17 protein-coding genes are annotated in these 19,316 nt (G+C 49.3%); 7 read left to right on the top strand and 10 right to left on the bottom strand.

What is annotated here, in order from left to right:
- Positions 1-3: 3 nt before the first annotated feature.
- The gene (locus OIR97_RS06550) at positions 4-1,005 is read right to left on the bottom strand and encodes a DUF3179 domain-containing protein (protein WP_169544780.1); all 1,002 of its coding nucleotides are present in this window, start codon (positions 1,003-1,005) and stop codon (positions 4-6) included.
- A gap of 114 nt (positions 1,006-1,119) precedes the next feature.
- Here OIR97_RS06550 and OIR97_RS06545 point away from each other — a divergent pair, with 114 nt between their 5' ends.
- Entirely contained in the window at positions 1,120-2,211 is a 1,092-nt protein-coding gene (locus tag OIR97_RS06545; RefSeq protein WP_169544779.1) for an NAD(P)/FAD-dependent oxidoreductase, read from the top strand.
- Positions 2,212-2,453: 242 nt separating this feature from the next.
- Positions 2,454-3,530, top strand: coding sequence for a Leu/Phe/Val dehydrogenase (locus tag OIR97_RS06540; protein WP_169544778.1), 1,077 nt, complete (start codon positions 2,454-2,456; stop codon positions 3,528-3,530).
- A gap of 6 nt (positions 3,531-3,536) precedes the next feature.
- Here the strand turns inward: OIR97_RS06540 and OIR97_RS06535 are convergent, their stop codons facing one another.
- The 4 genes from OIR97_RS06535 to OIR97_RS06520 are packed head-to-tail and all read right to left on the bottom strand — an operon-like array spanning position 3,537 to position 7,402.
- Entirely contained in the window at positions 3,537-4,424 is an 888-nt protein-coding gene (locus tag OIR97_RS06535) for a lysophospholipid acyltransferase family protein (RefSeq protein ID WP_169544777.1), read from the bottom strand.
- Positions 4,417-5,403 (bottom strand): tetraacyldisaccharide 4'-kinase, encoded by a 987-nt coding sequence (gene lpxK / locus OIR97_RS06530; RefSeq protein ID WP_169544776.1) that lies wholly within the window; start codon positions 5,401-5,403, stop codon positions 4,417-4,419. Before lpxK ends, OIR97_RS06535 begins: the two co-directional genes overlap by 8 nt.
- On the bottom strand, positions 5,400-6,659 hold the full coding sequence (locus OIR97_RS06525) for a 3-deoxy-D-manno-octulosonic acid transferase (RefSeq protein ID WP_169544775.1): 1,260 nt from the start codon (positions 6,657-6,659) through the stop codon (positions 5,400-5,402). Before OIR97_RS06525 ends, lpxK begins: the two co-directional genes overlap by 4 nt.
- Positions 6,660-6,676: 17 nt before the next feature.
- Positions 6,677-7,402 carry a lysophospholipid acyltransferase family protein gene (locus OIR97_RS06520; protein WP_169544774.1) on the bottom strand — a complete coding sequence of 242 codons (726 nt, stop codon included), beginning with the start codon at positions 7,400-7,402 and terminating at the stop codon, positions 6,677-6,679.
- A 209-nt stretch (positions 7,403-7,611) separates the two neighbouring features.
- Between OIR97_RS06520 and OIR97_RS06515 the strand changes: the two genes are divergently transcribed.
- The 4 genes from OIR97_RS06515 (at position 7,612) to OIR97_RS06500 (ending at position 12,507) form a co-directional block, all read left to right on the top strand.
- Complete coding sequence (locus OIR97_RS06515; protein ID WP_169544773.1) at positions 7,612-9,681, top strand: molybdopterin-dependent oxidoreductase; 2,070 nt, start codon at positions 7,612-7,614, stop codon at positions 9,679-9,681.
- Positions 9,682-9,800: 119 nt separating this feature from the next.
- The gene (locus OIR97_RS06510; protein WP_169544772.1) at positions 9,801-10,784 is read left to right on the top strand and encodes an ABC transporter substrate-binding protein; all 984 of its coding nucleotides are present in this window, start codon (positions 9,801-9,803) and stop codon (positions 10,782-10,784) included.
- A gap of 23 nt (positions 10,785-10,807) precedes the next feature.
- Complete coding sequence (locus OIR97_RS06505) at positions 10,808-11,716, top strand: ABC transporter permease (protein ID WP_169544771.1); 909 nt, start codon at positions 10,808-10,810, stop codon at positions 11,714-11,716.
- On the top strand, positions 11,713-12,507 hold the full coding sequence (locus tag OIR97_RS06500; protein WP_169544770.1) for an ABC transporter ATP-binding protein: 795 nt from the start codon (positions 11,713-11,715) through the stop codon (positions 12,505-12,507). The genes OIR97_RS06505 and OIR97_RS06500 overlap by 4 nt, the downstream gene beginning before the upstream one ends.
- 24 nt (positions 12,508-12,531) lie before the next feature.
- Here the strand turns inward: OIR97_RS06500 and OIR97_RS06495 are convergent, their stop codons facing one another.
- The 5 genes from OIR97_RS06495 to OIR97_RS06475 are packed head-to-tail and all read right to left on the bottom strand — an operon-like array spanning position 12,532 to position 18,354.
- Positions 12,532-12,966, bottom strand: a complete 435-nt coding sequence (locus OIR97_RS06495; protein ID WP_169544769.1) for a DUF1489 family protein — start codon at positions 12,964-12,966, stop codon at positions 12,532-12,534.
- Positions 12,967-12,998: 32 nt separating this feature from the next.
- The gene (locus tag OIR97_RS06490; RefSeq protein WP_169544768.1) at positions 12,999-13,904 is read right to left on the bottom strand and encodes a hydroxymethylglutaryl-CoA lyase; all 906 of its coding nucleotides are present in this window, start codon (positions 13,902-13,904) and stop codon (positions 12,999-13,001) included.
- Position 13,905: 1 nt separating this feature from the next.
- Positions 13,906-15,924 (bottom strand): acetyl/propionyl/methylcrotonyl-CoA carboxylase subunit alpha, encoded by a 2,019-nt coding sequence (locus OIR97_RS06485; RefSeq protein ID WP_169544767.1) that lies wholly within the window; start codon positions 15,922-15,924, stop codon positions 13,906-13,908.
- 17 nt (positions 15,925-15,941) lie between these two features.
- On the bottom strand, positions 15,942-16,736 hold the full coding sequence (locus OIR97_RS06480) for an enoyl-CoA hydratase-related protein (RefSeq protein WP_169544766.1): 795 nt from the start codon (positions 16,734-16,736) through the stop codon (positions 15,942-15,944).
- A 10-nt stretch (positions 16,737-16,746) separates the two neighbouring features.
- The gene (locus tag OIR97_RS06475; RefSeq protein WP_169544765.1) at positions 16,747-18,354 is read right to left on the bottom strand and encodes a carboxyl transferase domain-containing protein; all 1,608 of its coding nucleotides are present in this window, start codon (positions 18,352-18,354) and stop codon (positions 16,747-16,749) included.
- A gap of 135 nt (positions 18,355-18,489) precedes the next feature.
- Here OIR97_RS06475 and OIR97_RS06470 point away from each other — a divergent pair, with 135 nt between their 5' ends.
- Positions 18,490-19,272 (top strand): SDR family NAD(P)-dependent oxidoreductase, encoded by a 783-nt coding sequence (locus OIR97_RS06470; RefSeq protein ID WP_169544764.1) that lies wholly within the window; start codon positions 18,490-18,492, stop codon positions 19,270-19,272.
- The last annotated feature ends 44 nt before the right edge of the window (positions 19,273-19,316 follow it).

Raw genomic sequence — 19,316 nt, 5'->3', positions numbered from 1 at the left:
AAATCAGTCGGTTATAATTTCTATTTCCGGACGAAATGCGTGATGCGCAAAAGCAAAGTCTACGGTGTAGGGAACATCAACCATTTTATTGCCGTCCTGCCGCTGTACGGTGATATTACCGATATCAACCCCCTCCCCGATTACACTTGCATCAAGCGCAGAATTCTGCCCTTTTTCCCAAATAATAACCAGCCCCGAGGACGTCTCAACACGTTTGACCTTTTGTAAATATTCAAGTGACCAAGCTTGGCCGTCACTGGCAACAACCCGGGAAAGAGGGGCAACTCTATCCGGCATGGCCCCGCGGTATAAAAAGGGTGTCGGGGAACTGTCATACTTTTCATAAGGATTACGACCATATTGACGCATACTGATATTATTGGGGATTAAAACCAGACCTTCCGGATTTCGGGTCTTGAATTTTTGAAAAGATTCGATTCTGACGGGGAGCATCTTCAGGCTTTGTCCCAGTAAATCTCCAACAATTGCCTCGCCCAGAAACTGCTGCCACCAACTTTCCGTTTGTCGATCATACATGACAAGATCGGAATTACGAAGCTTACCGGTCGTCCCAAAATCCAAAACGAGAGGACCCTTTTCCGGGTGGGTGATCCGTCGGTCGAAAACAATGGATGTATTACAAAGTGGGCAAAAGGTAACTGAAATCGGAATGCCCGCGATCGTATCATTCACGATTTCATGCCACATCAGGACCCGAAGCGGATAGGCTTTCGCAGCCTGTCCCACGACAACGCCAATAACGGGTTCAGTAGGCTGGATATCGCTGATCTCAGCGATCGGTTTGAAAATTGGATTATCAATTGCCGGAATGCCATCCTTTGGCGGCCCACCAGAGAATATTTCCTTAAAATCCACACTGGTTTTAGAGAAATCTGTTTTCGGCCACTCATATTTCCAGAAACCAGGATCAGCCCTAACAGCAACCGCACAAAAAAGAACGGTGCAGATCGATATCAAAAATAAGGGGCGAAAGAGAGTATTCATACCGGGCAGTATATTAGAATGCGATCAACATTGATATGCTGGGCAGATAAAGCTTTTGTGAAGGTAGGATAAACCTTCACTTGACCCCTTGCGAATAGATGGTAACACCAACCTATGGAATATGATGTTGAAACAATTGTTGTAGGTGCTGGTGTTATTGGGCTGGCCATCGCCCGCTCTCTGGCCCTAAGCGATCAGGATGTCCTCGTCCTTGAAAAAAATGGCCACTTTGGCGAAGAAACTTCGTCCCGCAACAGCGAAGTTATTCACGCAGGGATTTACTATCCAAAAGACAGTTTAAAAGCCAAATTATGTGTCGAGGGGAAATTCCGGCTCTATCAATATTGCGAAAGTCACAATATTCCGCACAAACGAACCGGTAAGCTGATTGTCGCAACAACGCCCGAAGAATGTGACGTTCTTGAGAGTATTTTGAAAAAAGCCCAAGACAATAACGTTCAGGATTTAAAGTTTATCAACAAGAAGGAAGTCTCGCTTCTGGAACCGCACCTGCGCTGTGAACGCGCACTGCTCTCACCTTCGACCGGTATTATCGATACACATCAATATATGCTCTCCCTTGTCGGAGAGATTGAGTCTAACATGGGCGCAATTGCCTATCATGCCCCCTTTTCAAAGGCCGAAGTCATCAGCGGGGGTTTTCTGGTGACAAGCGGCGATAATCAATTGCGCTGCAAAAGATTGATAAATTCGGCAGGCTTGGGCGCACAATCGGTTGCACATGGAATTTCAGGATTGTCTCCAGAATTTATACCGAACCGATATTTGGCAAAGGGAACCTATTTTACCGCATCTTTTCCCTCTCCCTTTAAACATTTGATTTATCCGGTCCCGAACACGGCAAGTCTGGGGATCCATGTAACGTTGGATATGGCCGGGCAAATTCGATTTGGCCCAGATCAAGAATGGGTGGACACCGTCGACTACTCTCTGGACGAAAGCCGCTCTCACGGCTTTTATGAAGCCATACGCCGATATTACCCCGATCTGAAAGACGATAGTTTACAGCCCGGCTATACCGGGGTCCGGCCAAAGCTCCAATCCCCCGGAAGCAGTGCTCAGGATTTTCAGATTTTAAGTGAAGCAGACCACCAAATACCCGGTTTAATCTGTTTATTCGGGATAGAAAGTCCGGGTTTAACGGCCAGCCTTGCCATCGCGGAAACAGTCAATAAGCGCCTTTAGGACAGTATTTTCGTCTTGAATCACAATTTTTCCCGTAAAATCACTTCACCTCTTCAAAATCATCAAAATTAAAATTGCGCAAACAGTTCCCTTTTACGCAACTAATATTATGTCTTTCGAATGGAAAACGTAATCTTCCTGCGAATTTCGAAACATTCCTCAAAAACCGTTGATTTTTAATCTCCCTGACCAACCATTTCTATCAGGGAGAGAACCAGTTTTTATTGGCGGTGAGGAAAATTATGTCTGTATTTGCATCCAAAGGCTACGATGACCACGAAGCCGTTTTATTCTATAACGACGCGACGTCGGGACTAAAGGCAATTATTGCGGTCCATGACACGACGCTGGGCCCGTCCCTTGGAGGGACACGCATGTGGCCTTATGCAAGCGATGATGAAGCCTTGGAAGATGTCCTTCGTCTGTCTCGCGGCATGACATTTAAATCAGCGCTGGCGGGCCTTAACCTTGGCGGCGGCAAATCAGTCATCATTGCAAACTCGCATAAAGATAAATCCGAGGCACTGTTCAAAGCATTTGGTAAAGCGGTTGATAGTCTGAACGGGCAGTATATTGCTGCTGAAGATGTGGGGATCGGTGTCAGTGATCTGGAAATTGCCCGACAGGTTACGCCTCATATTTCCGGGATCTCGGAAGGGAATGTGGGCAACCCGTCTCCAGCGACGGCCTGGGGCGTGTTTAATGGTCTGAAAGCCGCGGTTCATTACCGGCTTAAACGAGAAAATCTATCCGGTTTGACGGTTGCAGTTCAAGGCTTGGGGCAAGTGGGTTACGGTTTATGTCGCCATCTTAAAGACGCAGGTGCCGAGCTTGTTGTTGCAGACATCTATGATCAATCCGTGAACCGGGCCGTTCAGGAGCTTGGCGCGAAGGCAGTTAGCGTTAAAGACATACTGTCTCAGGATGTGGACGTCCTTGCACCCTGTGCTTTGGGCGCGATCCTTAACGACGACACTATTCCAACCCTGAAGGCGAAAGTTGTTGCCGGTGCTGCAAATAACCAGCTGGCCGAAAGCAAGCATGGTGCAATGCTGAAAAACAGAAATATTCTATATGCCCCCGACTATGCAATAAATGCCGGCGGGATCATTATTATAAGTCACGAAGGGCCGCGTTTTGATCGCCAGTCAGCGATGGATCAAGTGGCCGGTATTTATGATACTGCTTTGAGAATTTTTGAACGGGCGGACCAGGATAATCGCCCAACAGCAGAAGTTGCTGACTTGTTGGCCATGGAACGCATCGCATCCGTAAAAGCAAAAAAAGCCGAATCTGCTAAAATGAAATTAACTGGTTAAAATATATCATTCTGGCCAACGATTATGGACCCAAAACCAATGATCAGGTTTTTCAGTTATCCATTGTTCATATAATTCGTTGATGGTTGTGAGCAATGCAACCACGTCTTTTTCCCGATTTCCAGACGATGGTGGGAAAATGGGTGCCGACACGGTTACCCTCTTTTTCCCACCGTCCAGGCGTTCAGCCCGTATGGGATAAATCGGCAGGTCAAATTTACAGGCGAGTTCCGCAATAGGCGGCGCTGTCATGGCATCGCGACCAAAGAACGGAATAGGAAGCCCGGTATTCTGCTTTTGATCATTTAACAGGGCGATGGCTTCGCCTTTCTTAATTGCTTTCAAAATCCCACGGGCACCAGCCGTTCCCTTTGGAATAAAGCTGTAGTCGCGGCTAAACCGTTCTTGCTGGAAATACGCATCCACCAACGGATTGTTGGCCGCCCGATAAATAATACTCAACGGAACTTTGCAGTATTTTCCTGCCGCAATCGTCAATTCCCAAGGACCATAATGCCCGGTCAGAAAAAATGCGGCTTGCGGTGCTTTTACATACGCATCAAGGTAATCTCCGCCAACCAGTTCAACATCCGGATCCTGAAAATCCATATCCTTTATAAACGGCAATTCTGCAGCATTGCGGCCTAGATTGCTCCACATCCTATCCAGAACCTCTTCCCGCTTTTCCGGCGACCAGTCTGGAAACGCTTTCGACAAATTTTTGCGTGCCGTTTTATCGGCTTTTAGATACGGACCGATTTTTCTGGCAATCCAGCTACCAAATGAAGAAGCGCGTTTTTGCCCAAGCAGTTTGAAAAACCAAAAAAAGAATACGACTGCCAACCACTCTATGCGATAGCGCAGCGAAATCCGCGAACCTGTTTTTTCAGGCATGCTCGCGGCTCCCCGTAATACCTTTGAGAAGCTGCTGTAAACGGTCTGGCTGTTCGAACATCAAATCAATATCAAATACGGTTGTCATCATGCGGGCTTCATCGGACAAACGAACATAATCTTTCCGTGTTGTCACTAGAGCTGCATTGTGAAGCGCTGCTTTTTCCACAAGTTTCATAATGTCATCACGCTTGAATGAGTAGTGGTCCGGAAATTCGAGTGCTTCAATCACTTCAGCACCAGCATCTATCAGACTATCAAAGAACTTTTGGGGTCGACCGATACCGGCAAATGCCACAACCTTTTCACCGACCAGTTCTTTTTGCAGAGCATGCGGGACGATACGGGCAGAAAAGACCGGTACAGATACTCCTTTTAAAAACGAAAAGTCGGTCTTCTCGCCAACCACAATAACACCGTCAGTTCGCTGCAAGGCGCTGGCCACTGTTTCGCGTAAGGGCCCTGCCGGTAACAACCGACCGTTTCCGATCCCATATCCGGCATCAATAACCAAAAGTGACAGATCCTTCTTCAACGATCGATTTTGAAAGCCATCATCCATCAGAATTATATCAGCACCAGCTTCAACTGCTTTTGTAGCCCCGGCATATCGATCGGACGCTATCCATGTTGGTGCAACGGATGCCAAAATGAGCGGCTCATCCCCAACATCTTCTGCGCGATGCACATCCAGTGAAACGCACAAAGGGCCTTTTTCTTTTCCGCCATACCCGCGAGAAAGAAAATGAACAGACCAACCTGAATGGATTAGAAAGCGTGCAATTTCGATCGCAACTGGCGTTTTTCCGGCCCCCCCAGCAACAATATTTCCGATACAGACGACGGGGATGTCAACAGATCGGGTGTTGGTCATTTTTCGATTGATGCCATCGATCAGGGCGTAAAGCATACTGAAAGGCGTCAGTATCGTTGGTAAAACCGACTGCGACCCTTTTATCCAGTATTCTGGTGCTCTCACTTATTTGCCTCTACCAATTCCCGTTCGATAACCGACACGAGGTGGGCCAGCAAAGACTCGCCCGATTTAACGACTTGAGTTGCGTTGCTCGCCAGCTCACCGCGAATTCGTGTTTCAGACAATAATCTATGTGTTGCATGAATAAGCTCACTTCCATCCTTGACCATCACAACAGCATTACTGTTTTTCATGTCTTCTGCAATTTCTTCAAAATTGCTCATGTCCGGACCATGCATGATAGCGCAATGCAGTCGGGCTGCCTCCAAAAGATTTTGGCCGCCTTTCGGCACAAGCGACCCACCAATAAAGACCACATCGCACAGACGATAGAACAGACCCAACTCACCGATTGTATCAGCAAGATAGATCTCTGTATCTTCAGCAATCCCCTGACCCAAAGAACGACGGGCAACATTAAAACCCGCCTCTTGCAACTTTGCCATGATCTCATCACCGCGCTCCGGATGACGGGGTACGATAATGGTCACCAATCTCTTAATCTTGCTTCTCAATTCAAGATGTGCCGCAGCAACAATGGCTTCCTCGCCTTTGTGGGTGCTGGCAGCCAGCCAAACCTTCCTGTTATCAAGGGCCTGTCTTAAAATCGAAAATGGCTCTTTTACAAACGGTAAAGGAGGTGAGCAGAATTTCAGGTTCCCAAGAACTTCAACCTTTTCAGCGCCCAGATATTTCAAACGCTCTCCTGCCACTTCGGACTGAGCATGAATGTATTTGAACTTTTTTATAAGTTTCTTCGCCAGTCCACCCGTTTTTCGCCAAAGATTAAACGAAGAGGTTGTAATGCGCGCGTTCAGCATCAACATTGGAATCTGCCGCGCAGCAGTCTGATTTATCAGGTTAGGCCATATTTCCGATTCCATCAAGATCGCGATCTGTGGCTGCCAATAGTCCAGAAAACGACAAACCGCTTCCTTCGTATCAATGGGAATATATTGATGAAAAGCGCCCGTTGGCAGACGATCTTCCATTAAACGGGCTGACGTTACGGTGCCGGTTGTCAAAAGAACAACACGGTCCGGTTTGATAAGAAGCAAGGCCTGAATGAGTGGCAGCGCTGACATCGCCTCACCAACCGAGGCTGCATGGATCCAGACAATCTGACCACCGGGACGCACACGAGAAGGTTCCCCAAACCGTTCATAAAAGCGATTTGCGTCTTCCTTACCGTCAGCCATTCGTTTTTTAAGATGCGCCTTTACAAAGGGAGAGGTAAGCCACAACAAGCTATTATACATAAACAAATTCATTGTGGTCACGTTACCTTGTTCTTGAATTCTTGAGATGGACTGCAATCGTCTGGTTCAACCGGAACCTGTCCGCACAGAGTATCCGCTTGTTGTGTTAATTCAGTTAATTGATTTTCGATTTCTTTTTTTGCGTTGTCATAAGCGCCATCTTCATTTTTGCGCGGCACGTGAATTGGGTCTCCCCACAAAACAACTCCTTTGCCAAAAGGCTTTGCAACAAAAAACCGGTCCCAGCTCGACAGGCATTTTCCGCGAGTTGACGAAAAAGAAACCGGAATTACAGGCACTCCGGACATAGCCGCCATTCTGATTACGCCGTCCTGAACCCGCATGCGAGGGCCGCGAGGTCCATCAGGAGTAATAACCGCAATTTCTCGATCTTTCAGGACGCGCAGCATATCCTTTATCGCGGGAAGCGCTCCCTTGGAAGTCGAACCACGGATACTTTTCTGCCCCCAATGTCCTATGGCCCGAGAAATAATTTCACCGTCTGCATGATGAGAAATAAGCACATGAACTTTAGACTTTTTCAGAACCACCGTCGGCATCATCAAAAGCCGACCATGCCAAAAGGCCAGTATGAACGGGTCTTCGTTTGCCAAATATCGGTGGGCTTGCCCTGCGTTCATAACAGTCCAGCGGCTCGTTCGATAAACCAACCAGATGTAAAGCGCAGCAAGTAAACCTGCCAGGCCTTTAATCGCATCACTTTTAAGGAACCGCCTAAACATATCGACAGATGTACACCCGTGTAATCAGAATCAAAACAAGCATATATCTTTTAGTAGCCGCTAACGCCAGACTCTTTGCACGAAATTGCAACAAAACAGCTTCGCAAATTTAATCTGATATTGCGGCCCCACTCCGAAGCCATTAGTCTGCAAAATAAAACAACGATGCGGCGCAAACGATTTTTCTGCAAAAATGTAATGGTACCCCTATGAAAACTGCAAATTCTATAGAAGTCAGAGCCTCAGCCTGTCCCCATGATTGTCCATCCACCTGCGCCCTTGAAATCGAGCGGCTGGGCCCACAGGAAATTGGCCGCGTCCGGGGCGCCTCTGACAACAGCTATACCGCCGGGGTCATTTGCGCGAAAGTCGCACGCTACGCCGAAAGAACCCATCATCCAGATCGAATTTTGCACCCTTTGAAAAGAACGGGCCCAAAAGGGTCAGGAGAGTGGGAACAAATCAGCTGGGATGAAGCACTCGACACCATTGTTCAGGAATTCAACAAACGCGAAGAAGCGTTCGGTTCAGAAACCATATGGCCCTACTACTATGCAGGAACGATGGGACTGGTCATGCGGGATGGTATCAATCGCCTCAGACATGCAAAAAATTACTCAGGCCAATTTTCAACAATCTGTGTAAATCTAGCCTTCGCTGGCTGGATGGCAGGTGCCGGTGCCTATCGGGGAGCAGACCCGACTGAAATTGCAAAATCAGACGTTGTTGTCATCTGGGGCACTAATGCAGTGCATACGCAGATTAATGTCATGACCCACGCAACCCGCGCCCGGAAAGAGCGGGGCGCCAAGATTGTCGTCATTGATCCCTATCGGAACGCAACTGCGCTATCTGCCGACATGCACGTTATGGTCAAACCTGGAACAGACGGTGCTTTTGCCTGTGCGGTTATGCATGTTTTGTTCAAGGAAAATCTGGCGGATCGCGCCTATCTGGATAAATTTACGGCAAACCATGCTGAATTTGAAGCGCATCTGGAAACACGTACACCCGAATGGGCCGAGGAAATCTCAGGAGTTCCTGCCGAACAGATCCGGGAATTTGCCCGTCTTGTTGGTACCACACCAAAATCCTTTTTCCGTTTAGGCTATGGCTTTTCGCGCAGCCGAAATGGCGCAGTGAACATGCATGCGGCAAGCTGTATCCCGGCGGTTACCGGTGCCTGGCAATATGAAGGCGGCGGTGCATTACACACCAATTCAGCAATCTACCATTGGAATAAAAAGCTGATTGAAGGATTGGATGTCGTAAATCCCAAAGTCAGAATGCTCGACCAGTCCCGGATTGGGGAAGTGCTAACTGGCAATAAGCAGGATTTGGGCGATGATGGCCCTCCTGTGACGGCGCTGTTGATCCAAAGTACCAACCCGATGGATGTCGCGCCCGATCTTGCAAAAGTACATAAAGGCTTCGCCCGCGAGGACCTGTTCGTTGCCGTTCATGAACAATTCATGACCGAAACTGCCAAGATGGCGGATATTATCCTGCCTGCGACAACCTTCGTTGAACATGATGATATTTATCAAGGCGGCGCCCAGAACCATATTATGCTTGGCCCCAAAGTTATCGAACCTCTTGGGGAAGCCCGCTCCAATCATGATGTTATCTGCGCCCTTGCCGAACGGCTGGGTGCAAAACACCGGGGCTTTGAAATGACCCCTCTTGAAATTATCGACGAAACCCTCAAGGCCTCGGGGTGGCCGGATGTTGAAACTCTCCGTCAGGATAAATGGAAGAACACACAACCCTCTTTTGAACAGTCCCACTATCTGAAAGGCTTTGGTCACAAAGACAAAAAATTTCATTTCGCCGCAGACTGGTCGCGCATTGGAGCCGATTTTTCCGGAATGCCGTCCTTTCCAGATCACTGGGACGTTATTGAAAAAGCTACAGACGAGACACCGTTCCGACTTGTCACTGCGCCCTCTCGTAACTTCCTCAATACATCCTTTACGGCAACGCCCTCTTCATTGAAGAAAGAAAAGAAGCCGACCGTAATGATCCATCCCGAGGATGCATCTCGATTGAAGGTGTCAAAAGAGGATATCGTGCGGATTGGAAACAAGCGTGGCTCGGTGCTCATCCACGTCGAAATTTTTGATGGCATGCAGCCTGGAACCGTAATTGTTGAAGGAATTTGGCCTGGGAAATTCTTCATCGAAAAAGTTGGAATTAATATATTAGTTGGGTCAGATGCCGCCAAACCGAACGGAGGGGCAGCCTTTCACGATACCGCCGTTTGGATAAAACCCAATTAGCCTTTGTAAATTAGCTACTTAACAAACCAGAGCAGAAGACAAAAACTTCTGCATATTCTCCTTTGTTCTTGCGCAGTATCCGCTACAATATTGGCCATAAAAAAATTCGAGGAAACCTGATGAATAACAAACGCAAGTTTTTAAAATCAATTGTACTTGGTGCGCTGATTGCAACGTCCTTTACAGGCATGCCTGCAGCATTCGCAGCAGATAAAACGCTGGCCGTTACAGCGATCGTCGAGCACCCTGCCCTGGACGCCGTCCACAAAGGACTGGTCGATGAGTTGGCAAAGCTGGGATACGAAAAAGGGAAAAACCTGACGGTTCAACACCAAACCGCACAAGGGGACATTCCAACCACCGTTCAGATTGCAAGTAAATTTGTCGGGGCTGAACCAGACGTTATTGTTGGGATTTCAACACCATCTGCCCAGGCTATTGCAGCCAAAGCACCAAAAAGTCAGGCTGTTGTCTTTACTGCGGTTACTGATCCTGTCGGCGCAAAATTGGTAAGCAACCTTGAAAAACCCGGCGGAAACATCACCGGGACATCGGATATGTCACCGATCAGGAAGCATCTGGAACTGATTAAACAGATCATGCCGAACGCAAAAACTGTTGGCGTGCTTCATAACCCGGGCGAGGCCAACTCGCTGACATTGATTGAAGCACTGGAGGCAGAAGCCCCCGCGCTTGGCCTGAAAATTGTAAAAGCCGGTGCCAATAACAGTGGCGCTGTTCTTTCTTCTGCGCGCAGCCTCGTGGGCAAGGCCGATGCCATTTATGTTCCTACGGACAACACTATCGTGTCCGCTTTCGAGGCGGTTGTTAAAGTTGGTATTGATGCACAGATTCCTGTCTTTGCCGGCGATACTGCCAGTGTGAAGCGCGGCGCTGTTGCTGCTCTTGGCTTTAATTATTATGATGTTGGCCGCCAAACAGGACAGCTTGTCGCCAAGATTTTTGAAGGCGCTAATCCCGGAGATCTATCCGTGGAACTCCCCACTATTCTGGAACTGTTTGTCAATCCGACGGCAGCAGAGAAAATGGGGCTAACCCTACCGGCAGACATCGTTGCGTCAGCCAAAGAAGTTGTAAAGTAACATTCACTCGTTAGGGTCATAAATTGAGCCTTATTGCTTTTCTCGGGGCGATTGAACTTGGATTTATCTATGGTTTGGTCGCCCTCGGTATTTTCATATCCTTTCGGATCCTCGATTTTCCGGATCTGACAGTCGATGGATCTTTTCCGTTGGGCGCTGCCGTCTCGGCTGCATTGATTGTGGCGGGGTACAATCCCTATCTTTCGACCGCGATTGCAATTGCCGCTGGGTGTCTGGCCGGTTTTGTTACTGCCTGGCTGAATGTAAAACTGAAAATTCTTCATTTACTTGCCAGTATCCTGACAATGATCGCGCTTTATTCCATAAATCTGCGCATCATGGGTCGACCGAACATTGCCCTTATCACCGAAGAGACAATTCTGACCCCCTTTGCTGACTTGGCAAATATGCTGGGTATCAGCAGTTACATGCTCATGCCCATTGTTTTTCTTGTTATTGCAGCGTTGATCAAATTTTCGCTTGATTGGTTTTTGGGATCAGAAATTGGTCTTGCCATGCGGGCCACTGGCGCCAATGCGAAAATGGCCCGTGCGAACGGTATTTTTGACGGCAAAATGATCTTGCTTGGTATGGCTATGGCCAACGGCCTCGTTGCTTTTGCCGGGGCAGTTTTTGCGCAAAGTCAGGGTTCCGCCGACGTAACAATGGGTGTAGGTGTGATTGTCATTGGCTTGGCGTCCGTCATTGGCGGGGAGGCTTTGCTTACCCCCAAAGGAATTACACGCGCAACGCTAGCCTGCATATTGGGGTCAATCACCTATTGGCTTGCCGTCAGTCTGGCTTTAAATGCTGATTTCATTGGACTGGAAGCTCAGGATCTTAAACTTGTCACGGCGTTGCTGGTGGCTTGCGCCCTTGTCCTGCCGGGCAGCCGCTTTGGCCGCTTGTTTCGTAAAGGAGCGGCCAAATGATCCGCTGTGAAAATCTTCACATCACGTTCAACAAAGGAACTGTGATGGAAACACGCGCCCTGTCGGGACTGGATCTGTCCGTCCCAAGGGGTCAGTTTGTTTGTGTCATAGGATCAAACGGGTCCGGAAAATCAACGCTTCAAAATGCCATCGCTGGTGAATTGAGCGTGGATACCGGCAAGATAATTGTAGACGATACGGATATTACCAACTGGCCTGCCCCAAAACGCACAGGACTGGTTGCCCGCGTCTTTCAGGACCCACTGGCGGGATCCTGCGAAAACCTGACCATCGAAGAGAATATGTCCCTCGCCTACTCCAGAGGACGAAGCCGAGGGATCGGACGCGCATTGTCACGTTCCATGCGGGACGAGTTCAGAACCAAGCTGGAGCGTCTGGGGCTAGGGCTTGAAAACCGCCTGGGGGATTTAATTGGCTTACTATCAGGTGGCCAAAGACAGGCAGTCAGCCTGCTTATGGCGTCTTTGCAACCTTCCAGCGTTCTGATGCTTGATGAGCATACGGCGGCACTCGATCCCCGCATAGCGGCATTTGTCATGGATCTTACCCGAGACATCGTGCGGGAAAACAACCTGACAACCATAATGGTAACCCACTCCATGCGGCAGGCACTGGATTATGGCGACAGAACCGTCATGCTTCACAAGGGACGTGTTGTTTTAGATGTCTCAGGAACCCAGCGCGATGGCTTGGATGTAGCGGATCTGATCAAAATGTTTGAAAAAACCCACGGTGAAGAATTGTCAGACGACAGTCTGCTTCTCAGCTAACAGGAAACCCACAGGCTGCCGGCGTTACAGCAACCCCAGTTCTCTGAGTTCGGCAGCCATTTCCGGGGATAACTCCCCTTCACTGTCTTCATCTTCGTTTGCTTCTTCAACCAGATCGCGCAAATCTTTGGGGGCATCTTCATCTTCCAGATAACGCCATCCCTGATGAGGGCCCCGCTTGACCAACTCTGTCTCAACAAGTTCAGGGTCCAGAATTAGTCCGCATTTTTCCCCTTCGTGGTCAATAAGGCGCTGTAATTCAGTGATTTTCTGACGAACAGCAATATTGCCTTTTATGATCCAGTAAAGAGACCCGCCATCAAGAAGCTCTGCCTCTCGCTGAGGTCGTTGTTTTGTCGCATGACACAGTGGCCCCGCAATCAAACGTCTTTCCTGAGTGGAGCGCAGCTGGTCAATCGAGCTAACCCCAACGCATACTTTAATTAAATGTACAGTCATCTTTATTAAATAACGCGGATTGCCGGTTCTGCCTAGTCCAGTTTGTTTTTTAACGCTTTTGCGACGCTGGAAACAGGGGGCCGACCAAGGAAATCAGAAATAAACCAGGCGGTTTTTACAAGCTTGTTCAGATCAATCCCGCTCTCTATTCCCATACCATCCAACATATATACAATATCCTCAGTGGCAACATTGCCTGTTGCCCCGGGCGCGTATGGGCATCCCCCCAAACCAGCGACGGAACTGTCCAGCCGGGTGATCCCCACTTCAAGGGCGGCATGCAGGTTGGCGAGTGCCTGACCATATGTATCGTGGAAATGAACGCCGATTACGTCAAGTGGAATGACATTAGCGACCGCGTCCAGCACGAGTTTGGTTCGAATAGGCGTTCCGACACCAATGGTATCGGCGATCGACACTTCATAAGCCCCCATATCAAACAGCTTTTTGGAAACGTCAGCGACCATGGCAGGTGTAATTTCTTCGCCAAAGGGACTGCCAAAAGCACAAGAGACACTGGCCCGCACGGGTAAACCGTCTTTTTTTGCGGCCTCCACAACGGGTTTAAACCGTTCAAGGCTTTCATCAATCGAGCAATTGATATTCTTCTGACTGAAGATTTCAGAAGCTCCACTGAAGATTTCAATTTCATCCGCTTTCGACGAAACAGCCCCTTCATACCCTTTCATGTTAGGCGTCAGCACCGAAAAGATGACGTCATCATATCGCGTAACCTTCGCCATAACATCAGCTGTATCAGCCATTTGCGGCACCCATTTGGGCGATACAAAACTACCCGTTTCGATTGCCTTCACTCCGGCTTCAACAAGGCGTTCAATCAGCTCTATTTTAATTTCGGTCGGAATAACCTCTTTTTCATTTTGAAGTCCGTCACGTGCACCGACTTCAAATAATCTGACAGACGTTGGATATGACATCTTAGACGTCCTCACTTTCAAGGCGGATCAGAACGATACCTTCTTCGACCTGATCGCCTATTTCAAAAAAGACGTCACTGACGATCCCGTCTACAGCAGCCGTCAGACTATGTTCCATCTTCATTGCTTCCATAACAATCAAGCTGTCACCTTTTGATACGGCATCTCCAGCCGTGACAGAGACCTGAATAATCTTACCAGGCATAGGGGACAGGATAGCGCCGGCACCAGCCTCTTCACCATCTCCGGAATGATCCGTGATAATTCGGTTCACTTCCACCTGTTTGCCATCGGTGATGACAATCATCCGTGTATTGTCAACAACTACGGTTGCGCTGACGATATGCCCATCAATCGAAGCCCGCAGACTTCCGTCCTCTTCAATCGCCCCCGAAAGGTGGAACTCTTCGCCTGCAACCATCATTTGAAAGCCGTTTCCAGCATCTAATACGGTCACATGAATATCGCCCTCATCCCCCTCGAATGTGTAATCCACATGGGCGGCATCGTTCAACCGCCAGGCCGTGATATCATTCCAGGGTGAATAAGGATCGGTGCTCTCTGATTTTTTTGATTGGTTAGCCTGTCTTGCGTCCAGGAGCAGTTGCAGCGCCGCCAACGCTATGTGACGGGGACTGGCTGATGTCTTTTTCGGAACCAGGTCATCGCGAAACCGTTCGATGAAACCAGTATCCAGATCTGCATCCGCAAATGCCGGGTGCGACGCCGTGTTTTTCAGAAACTCCAGATTGGTCGCAAGGCCCGCCACTTCGTAATTTGAAAGCGCCGCTTGTAATTTTCGCAGGGCGACAGCTCTGTTTTCGCCCCAAACAATAAGCTTGGCAATCATCGGATCATAAAAAGGAGTGACTGCATCCCCTTCACGAACGCCCGTATCAACCCGTACACCATCGTCTAATTCCGGTGTACGAAGGCGCAGCAAGGGTCCGGTTGCCGGAAGGAAATCATTGTCAGGATCTTCTGCATACAGGCGGGCTTCAAAGGCATGGCCTGAAATGGATAACGCGTCCTGAGAACATGGCAAGGCCTCTCCAAACGCCACTTGTAACTGCCAGCTTACCAGATCCTGACCCGTGATCATCTCGGTCACCGGATGCTCAACCTGCAGCCGGGTATTCATTTCCATGAAATAAAAACCATCGTCTTTCAGGCCATCGGATACGTCTGCAATAAACTCGACCGTACCAGCTCCTTCGTAGCCAATCGCTTTAGCCGCAGCAACGGCCGCGGCCCCCATTGCATCGCGCATGCTTTGAGGCATATCCGGTGCCGGGGCTTCTTCAATTACTTTTTGGTGCCGGCGCTGCAAAGAACAATCCCGCTCAAACAAATGAACGGCATTCCCCTGTTGGTCGGCAAAAACCTGTATTTCAATATGACGTGGTTTGGTGAGAAATTTCTCGATCAGAACGCGGTCATCACCGAATGCATTGGCCCCTTCCCGTTTCGCTGACGCTAACGCCTCAGGAAATTCGGCTGCACTGTCCACCCGGCGCATTCCTTTTCCCCCACCGCCAGCAACCGCCTTGATCAGGACCGGATAACCGATAGCGCTGGCTTCTTTCGCCAGCATCTCAGGATCCTGCCCTTCACCATGATATCCGGGGACAACCGGAACGCCGGCTTCCACCATCATGGCCTTAGCCGCATCTTTTAAGCCCATCGCGCGAATAGCAGACGCAGGTGGCCCGATGAACGCTACTTTTTCAGCGGCACATTTTTCTGCAAAGTCAGCGTTTTCAGACAAAAAGCCATAGCCTGGATGGATTGCCTGAGCACCCGTTCTTTTGGCAATCTCCAAAATTTTATCCGCCTTCAGATAACTTTCGGACACTTCCGCCGGACCTAATAGAACAGCTTCATCTGCCATCTGAACATGGCGCGCGTTCGCGTCAGCTTCTGAATAAACAGCAACCGTCCGAACACCCATTTTTCGGGCTGTATCAATAACACGGCAGGCAATTTCGCCGCGGTTCGCAATAAGAATTTTTTGAAACACCGGTAAACCTACCTTTATCAGGAATTATTCCAGGACGCTTTGCGTTTTTCCAGAAACGCGCCGATCCCCTCTTTGGCTTCATCTGTCGTCCGTCTTGATGCAATCCGATCCGCAGTTTCGTTGATCACATCCTGATCAATTGGACGCCCCGCGACGGTATAAATCAGATCTTTTGAGTCTGCCATGGCACCGGGCGCATTACCGCGCACCTTTTCCAAAATGCGGTCTCTGGCCTCCGCCAGAAGGTGAACATCATCAACAACCTCATGCAAAAGACCAAGCCGATACGCTTCTTCTGCGCCAAAGACTTCAGCCGTCTGAAAATATCGGCGGCTTGCCCGAATACCAATGGCCTCAACAACATATGGCGAGATCACAGCGGGGAGCAGTCCCAGCTTCACTTCAGACAAACAGAATTTCGCGGATTTGACCCCGATCGCGATATCACAGGCAGACACCAGTCCAAGGCCTCCGCCATACGCGGCACCCTGAACAAGCGCAATCGTTGGTTTCGGAATATCCTGAAGATTTTTGAGCATACGACCCAGGGAAAGGGCGTCTTCACGATTGTCTTCTTCTGTAAAACCGGCTGCCCGCTTCATCCAGTTCAGATCAGCACCAGCGCAATAACTTTTACCAGCGGCGGCCACCACGACGGCCCGAACCCCTTCCTGATTACCCAGATCGTCGAACATGTCAGCAAGCCGTTCGATCAATTCTTCATCGAATGCATTGTGAACTTCAGGCCGGTTCAGCGTGACTGTCGCAATCCCGTCTGTAGAAAAATGTAATACTGCAGTTTCTTCACTCATTTTTCGTTCCTTACATTCTAAAGAGGCCAAATTTTGTTGGCTCGATTGGGGCATTTAGTGAGGCGGAAATGGCAAGTCCGAGGACGCGGCGACTATCCGCCGGATCAACAATACCATCATCCCACAGCCGGGCACTGGAAAAATACGGGTGCCCTTCGACATCATATTGTTCCTGAATAGGAGATTTGAAGGCAGCCTCGTCTTCAGCGCTCCAGCTTTCACCGCGCGCTTCCATACCATCCCGCTTGACTGTTGCCAGCACGGAGGCCGCCTGTTCTCCGCCCATGACAGAGATGCGAGAATTTGGCCACATCCAAAGCATACGCGGACTATAGGCACGACCGCACATACCATAATTACCGGCACCGAAAGACCCACCGAAAATCATAGTAAATTTTGGAACCTTTGCCGTCGCAACGGCCGTTACCAACTTGGCACCATCCTTGGCGATGCCACCGCTTTCATATTTCTGGCCAACCATAAATCCGGTAATGTTCTGCAAAAACACCAACGGAATATTGCGCTGGCAACACAGTTCAATAAAGTGTGCGCCTTTCACGGATGATTCAGAAAACAAAATCCCGTTATTTGCAACGATCCCGACGGGATAGCCATGAATATGGGCAAATCCGGTTACCAAAGAGGTGCCATACAGCTTTTTGAATTCATCAAATTCAGATCCATCCACAAGACGGGCAATGATCTCGCGCACATCAAAGGGCTGACGGGTGTCTTTTGGAATGAGACCATAGATTTCTTTGGGATCATAAAGCGGCTCAGTTGGCTTGCGAATATCCAGCGGCATTGGCTTAGGCCGGTTAAATGTCGCCACAATATTTCGGGCAATCTGCAAGGCATGCTGATCGTTTTCTGCATAGTGATCCGTAACCCCGGATGTCCGCGAATGAACATCGGCGCCCCCCAGATCTTCTGCTGAAACCACTTCACCCGTAGCCGCCTTGACCAACGGCGGACCCGCCAGAAAAATTGTTCCCTGATCGCGAACGATAACACTTTCATCAGACATCGCCGGAACGTAGGCACCGCCTGCGGTACAGGAGCCCATGACCACCGCCACCTGCGGAATGCCCTGAGCGGACATGTTTGCCTGATTGAAGAAAATACGGCCGAAATGCTCTCTATCCGGAAAAACATCCTGCTGGTTCGGAAGATTAGCGCCACCTGAATCAACCAGATATACGCACGGCAGGTTATTTTGCTGGGCCACTTCCTGTGCGCGAAGATGTTTCTTGACCGTCATCGGATAGTAGGTTCCACCTTTCACCGTCGCGTCATTACAGACAACAACGCATTCTCTGCCTGAAATACGACCAATGCCTGTAATCAATCCAGCTGAATTAATATCGCCCCCATACATGTCGTATGCGGCAAGCTGACTGAACTCAAGGAAGGGTGATCCCGGATCCAAAAGCTGTCGTACCCGCTCGCGAGGCAAAAGCTTGCCCCGGGACAAATGTTTGTCGCGGGCCCGATCACCGCCGCCAAGCTTGGCGACTGCCACTTTTTCGCGAAGATCGTCGACAAGCATTTGCATATGCTCGGCATTTTCTTTGAATTCTTCACTTCTCGTATTGAGATTACTTTTTAAAACAGGCATTTACGCAAAATCCCCTTTTGCAAAAATGGATTTGAACACAGGTTTCTGAGACGCTGCGACGATGATTTTCTTGGAGATATTCGGGCTATGTGCTACCCGTAATTCCCTAACATAAAAAGAAAAAAGGAGCCTAAAATGGCTTTTAAAGCATTTGACCTTACCGGTAAGGTCGCACTTATCACAGGCGGAAATGGCGGCATTGGTTTGGGAATGGGTAAAGCCATTGCCGAGGCCGGTGGTGATGTCTGTATCTGGGGCACAAACGAAACCAAAAACGCTGCCGCCGTTGAAGAACTGAAAGCGTTTGGGACGCGCGTCAGCTCTTTGTCCTGCAATGTTGCTGACCAGAAAGAAGTTCAGGATTGCTTTGCCGAAACCCTTTCCCAATATGGTCGCGTTGATGGTTGCTTCGCCAATGCTGGTGTTACTTCTGGCAAACGGTCGTTTCTTGAAATCGACGATGCCGATTGGCAACGGGTGATCGGTGTCAATCTGGACGGCGCTTTTTACACGCTGCAAGAAGCCACGAAACATATGGTGGAGCGCGCTGAAAACGGAGACCCGGGCGGGCGCCTGGTTGGAACAGCCAGCCTCGCTGCTATTTCGGGAGCTGCCAGGAACGAACATTATGCGGCGACGAAAGGCGGCTTGATTTCCATGCTTCGCGCCATGTCGGTTGAGTTCGCCGGTAAAGGCATTACCGCCAACGCCATTTTGCCCGGCTGGATTGAAACCGCTATGACCGAACCTGCTTTTAACTGGAACAAGTTCTCGGACAACGTCAAACCGCGTATTCCAGCAAAGCGTTGGGGAAACCCCGAAGACTTTGGTGGCATCGCTGTTTACATCATGTCTGATGCGAGTTCCTATCATACAGGTGATACTTTCCTTATTGATGGCGGCTACTTCTTATTTTAGACGCCACAGATTTCCGGCCCTTCAATGGGCCGGGGATTATTCCT

The sequence above is a fragment of the Sneathiella aquimaris genome (assembly GCF_026409565.1).
GTDB classification, from domain to species: domain Bacteria; phylum Pseudomonadota; class Alphaproteobacteria; order Sneathiellales; family Sneathiellaceae; genus Sneathiella; species Sneathiella aquimaris.
This window is presented reverse-complemented; position numbering and strand designations above follow the sequence as displayed.

Excerpts from the sequence above, each read along its gene's own strand:
- OIR97_RS06550 (WP_169544780.1), bottom strand. The coding sequence starts at position 1,005 with ATGAATACTCTCTTTCGCCCCTTATTTTTGATATCGATCTGCACCGTT.
- OIR97_RS06545 (WP_169544779.1), top strand. The coding sequence starts at position 1,120 with ATGGAATATGATGTTGAAACAATTGTTGTAGGTGCTGGTGTTATTGGG.
- OIR97_RS06540 (WP_169544778.1), top strand. The coding sequence starts at position 2,454 with ATGTCTGTATTTGCATCCAAAGGCTACGATGACCACGAAGCCGTTTTA.
- OIR97_RS06535 (WP_169544777.1), bottom strand. The coding sequence starts at position 4,424 with ATGCCTGAAAAAACAGGTTCGCGGATTTCGCTGCGCTATCGCATAGAG.
- OIR97_RS06525 (WP_169544775.1), bottom strand. The coding sequence starts at position 6,659 with ATGTATAATAGCTTGTTGTGGCTTACCTCTCCCTTTGTAAAGGCGCAT.
- OIR97_RS06520 (WP_169544774.1), bottom strand. The coding sequence starts at position 7,402 with ATGTTTAGGCGGTTCCTTAAAAGTGATGCGATTAAAGGCCTGGCAGGT.
- OIR97_RS06515 (WP_169544773.1), top strand. The coding sequence starts at position 7,612 with ATGAAAACTGCAAATTCTATAGAAGTCAGAGCCTCAGCCTGTCCCCAT.
- OIR97_RS06510 (WP_169544772.1), top strand. The coding sequence starts at position 9,801 with ATGAATAACAAACGCAAGTTTTTAAAATCAATTGTACTTGGTGCGCTG.
- OIR97_RS06500 (WP_169544770.1), top strand. The coding sequence starts at position 11,713 with ATGATCCGCTGTGAAAATCTTCACATCACGTTCAACAAAGGAACTGTG.
- OIR97_RS06495 (WP_169544769.1), bottom strand. The coding sequence starts at position 12,966 with ATGACTGTACATTTAATTAAAGTATGCGTTGGGGTTAGCTCGATTGAC.
- OIR97_RS06490 (WP_169544768.1), bottom strand. The coding sequence starts at position 13,904 with ATGTCATATCCAACGTCTGTCAGATTATTTGAAGTCGGTGCACGTGAC.
- OIR97_RS06480 (WP_169544766.1), bottom strand. The coding sequence starts at position 16,736 with ATGAGTGAAGAAACTGCAGTATTACATTTTTCTACAGACGGGATTGCG.
- OIR97_RS06475 (WP_169544765.1), bottom strand. The coding sequence starts at position 18,354 with ATGCCTGTTTTAAAAAGTAATCTCAATACGAGAAGTGAAGAATTCAAA.
- OIR97_RS06470 (WP_169544764.1), top strand. The coding sequence starts at position 18,490 with ATGGCTTTTAAAGCATTTGACCTTACCGGTAAGGTCGCACTTATCACA.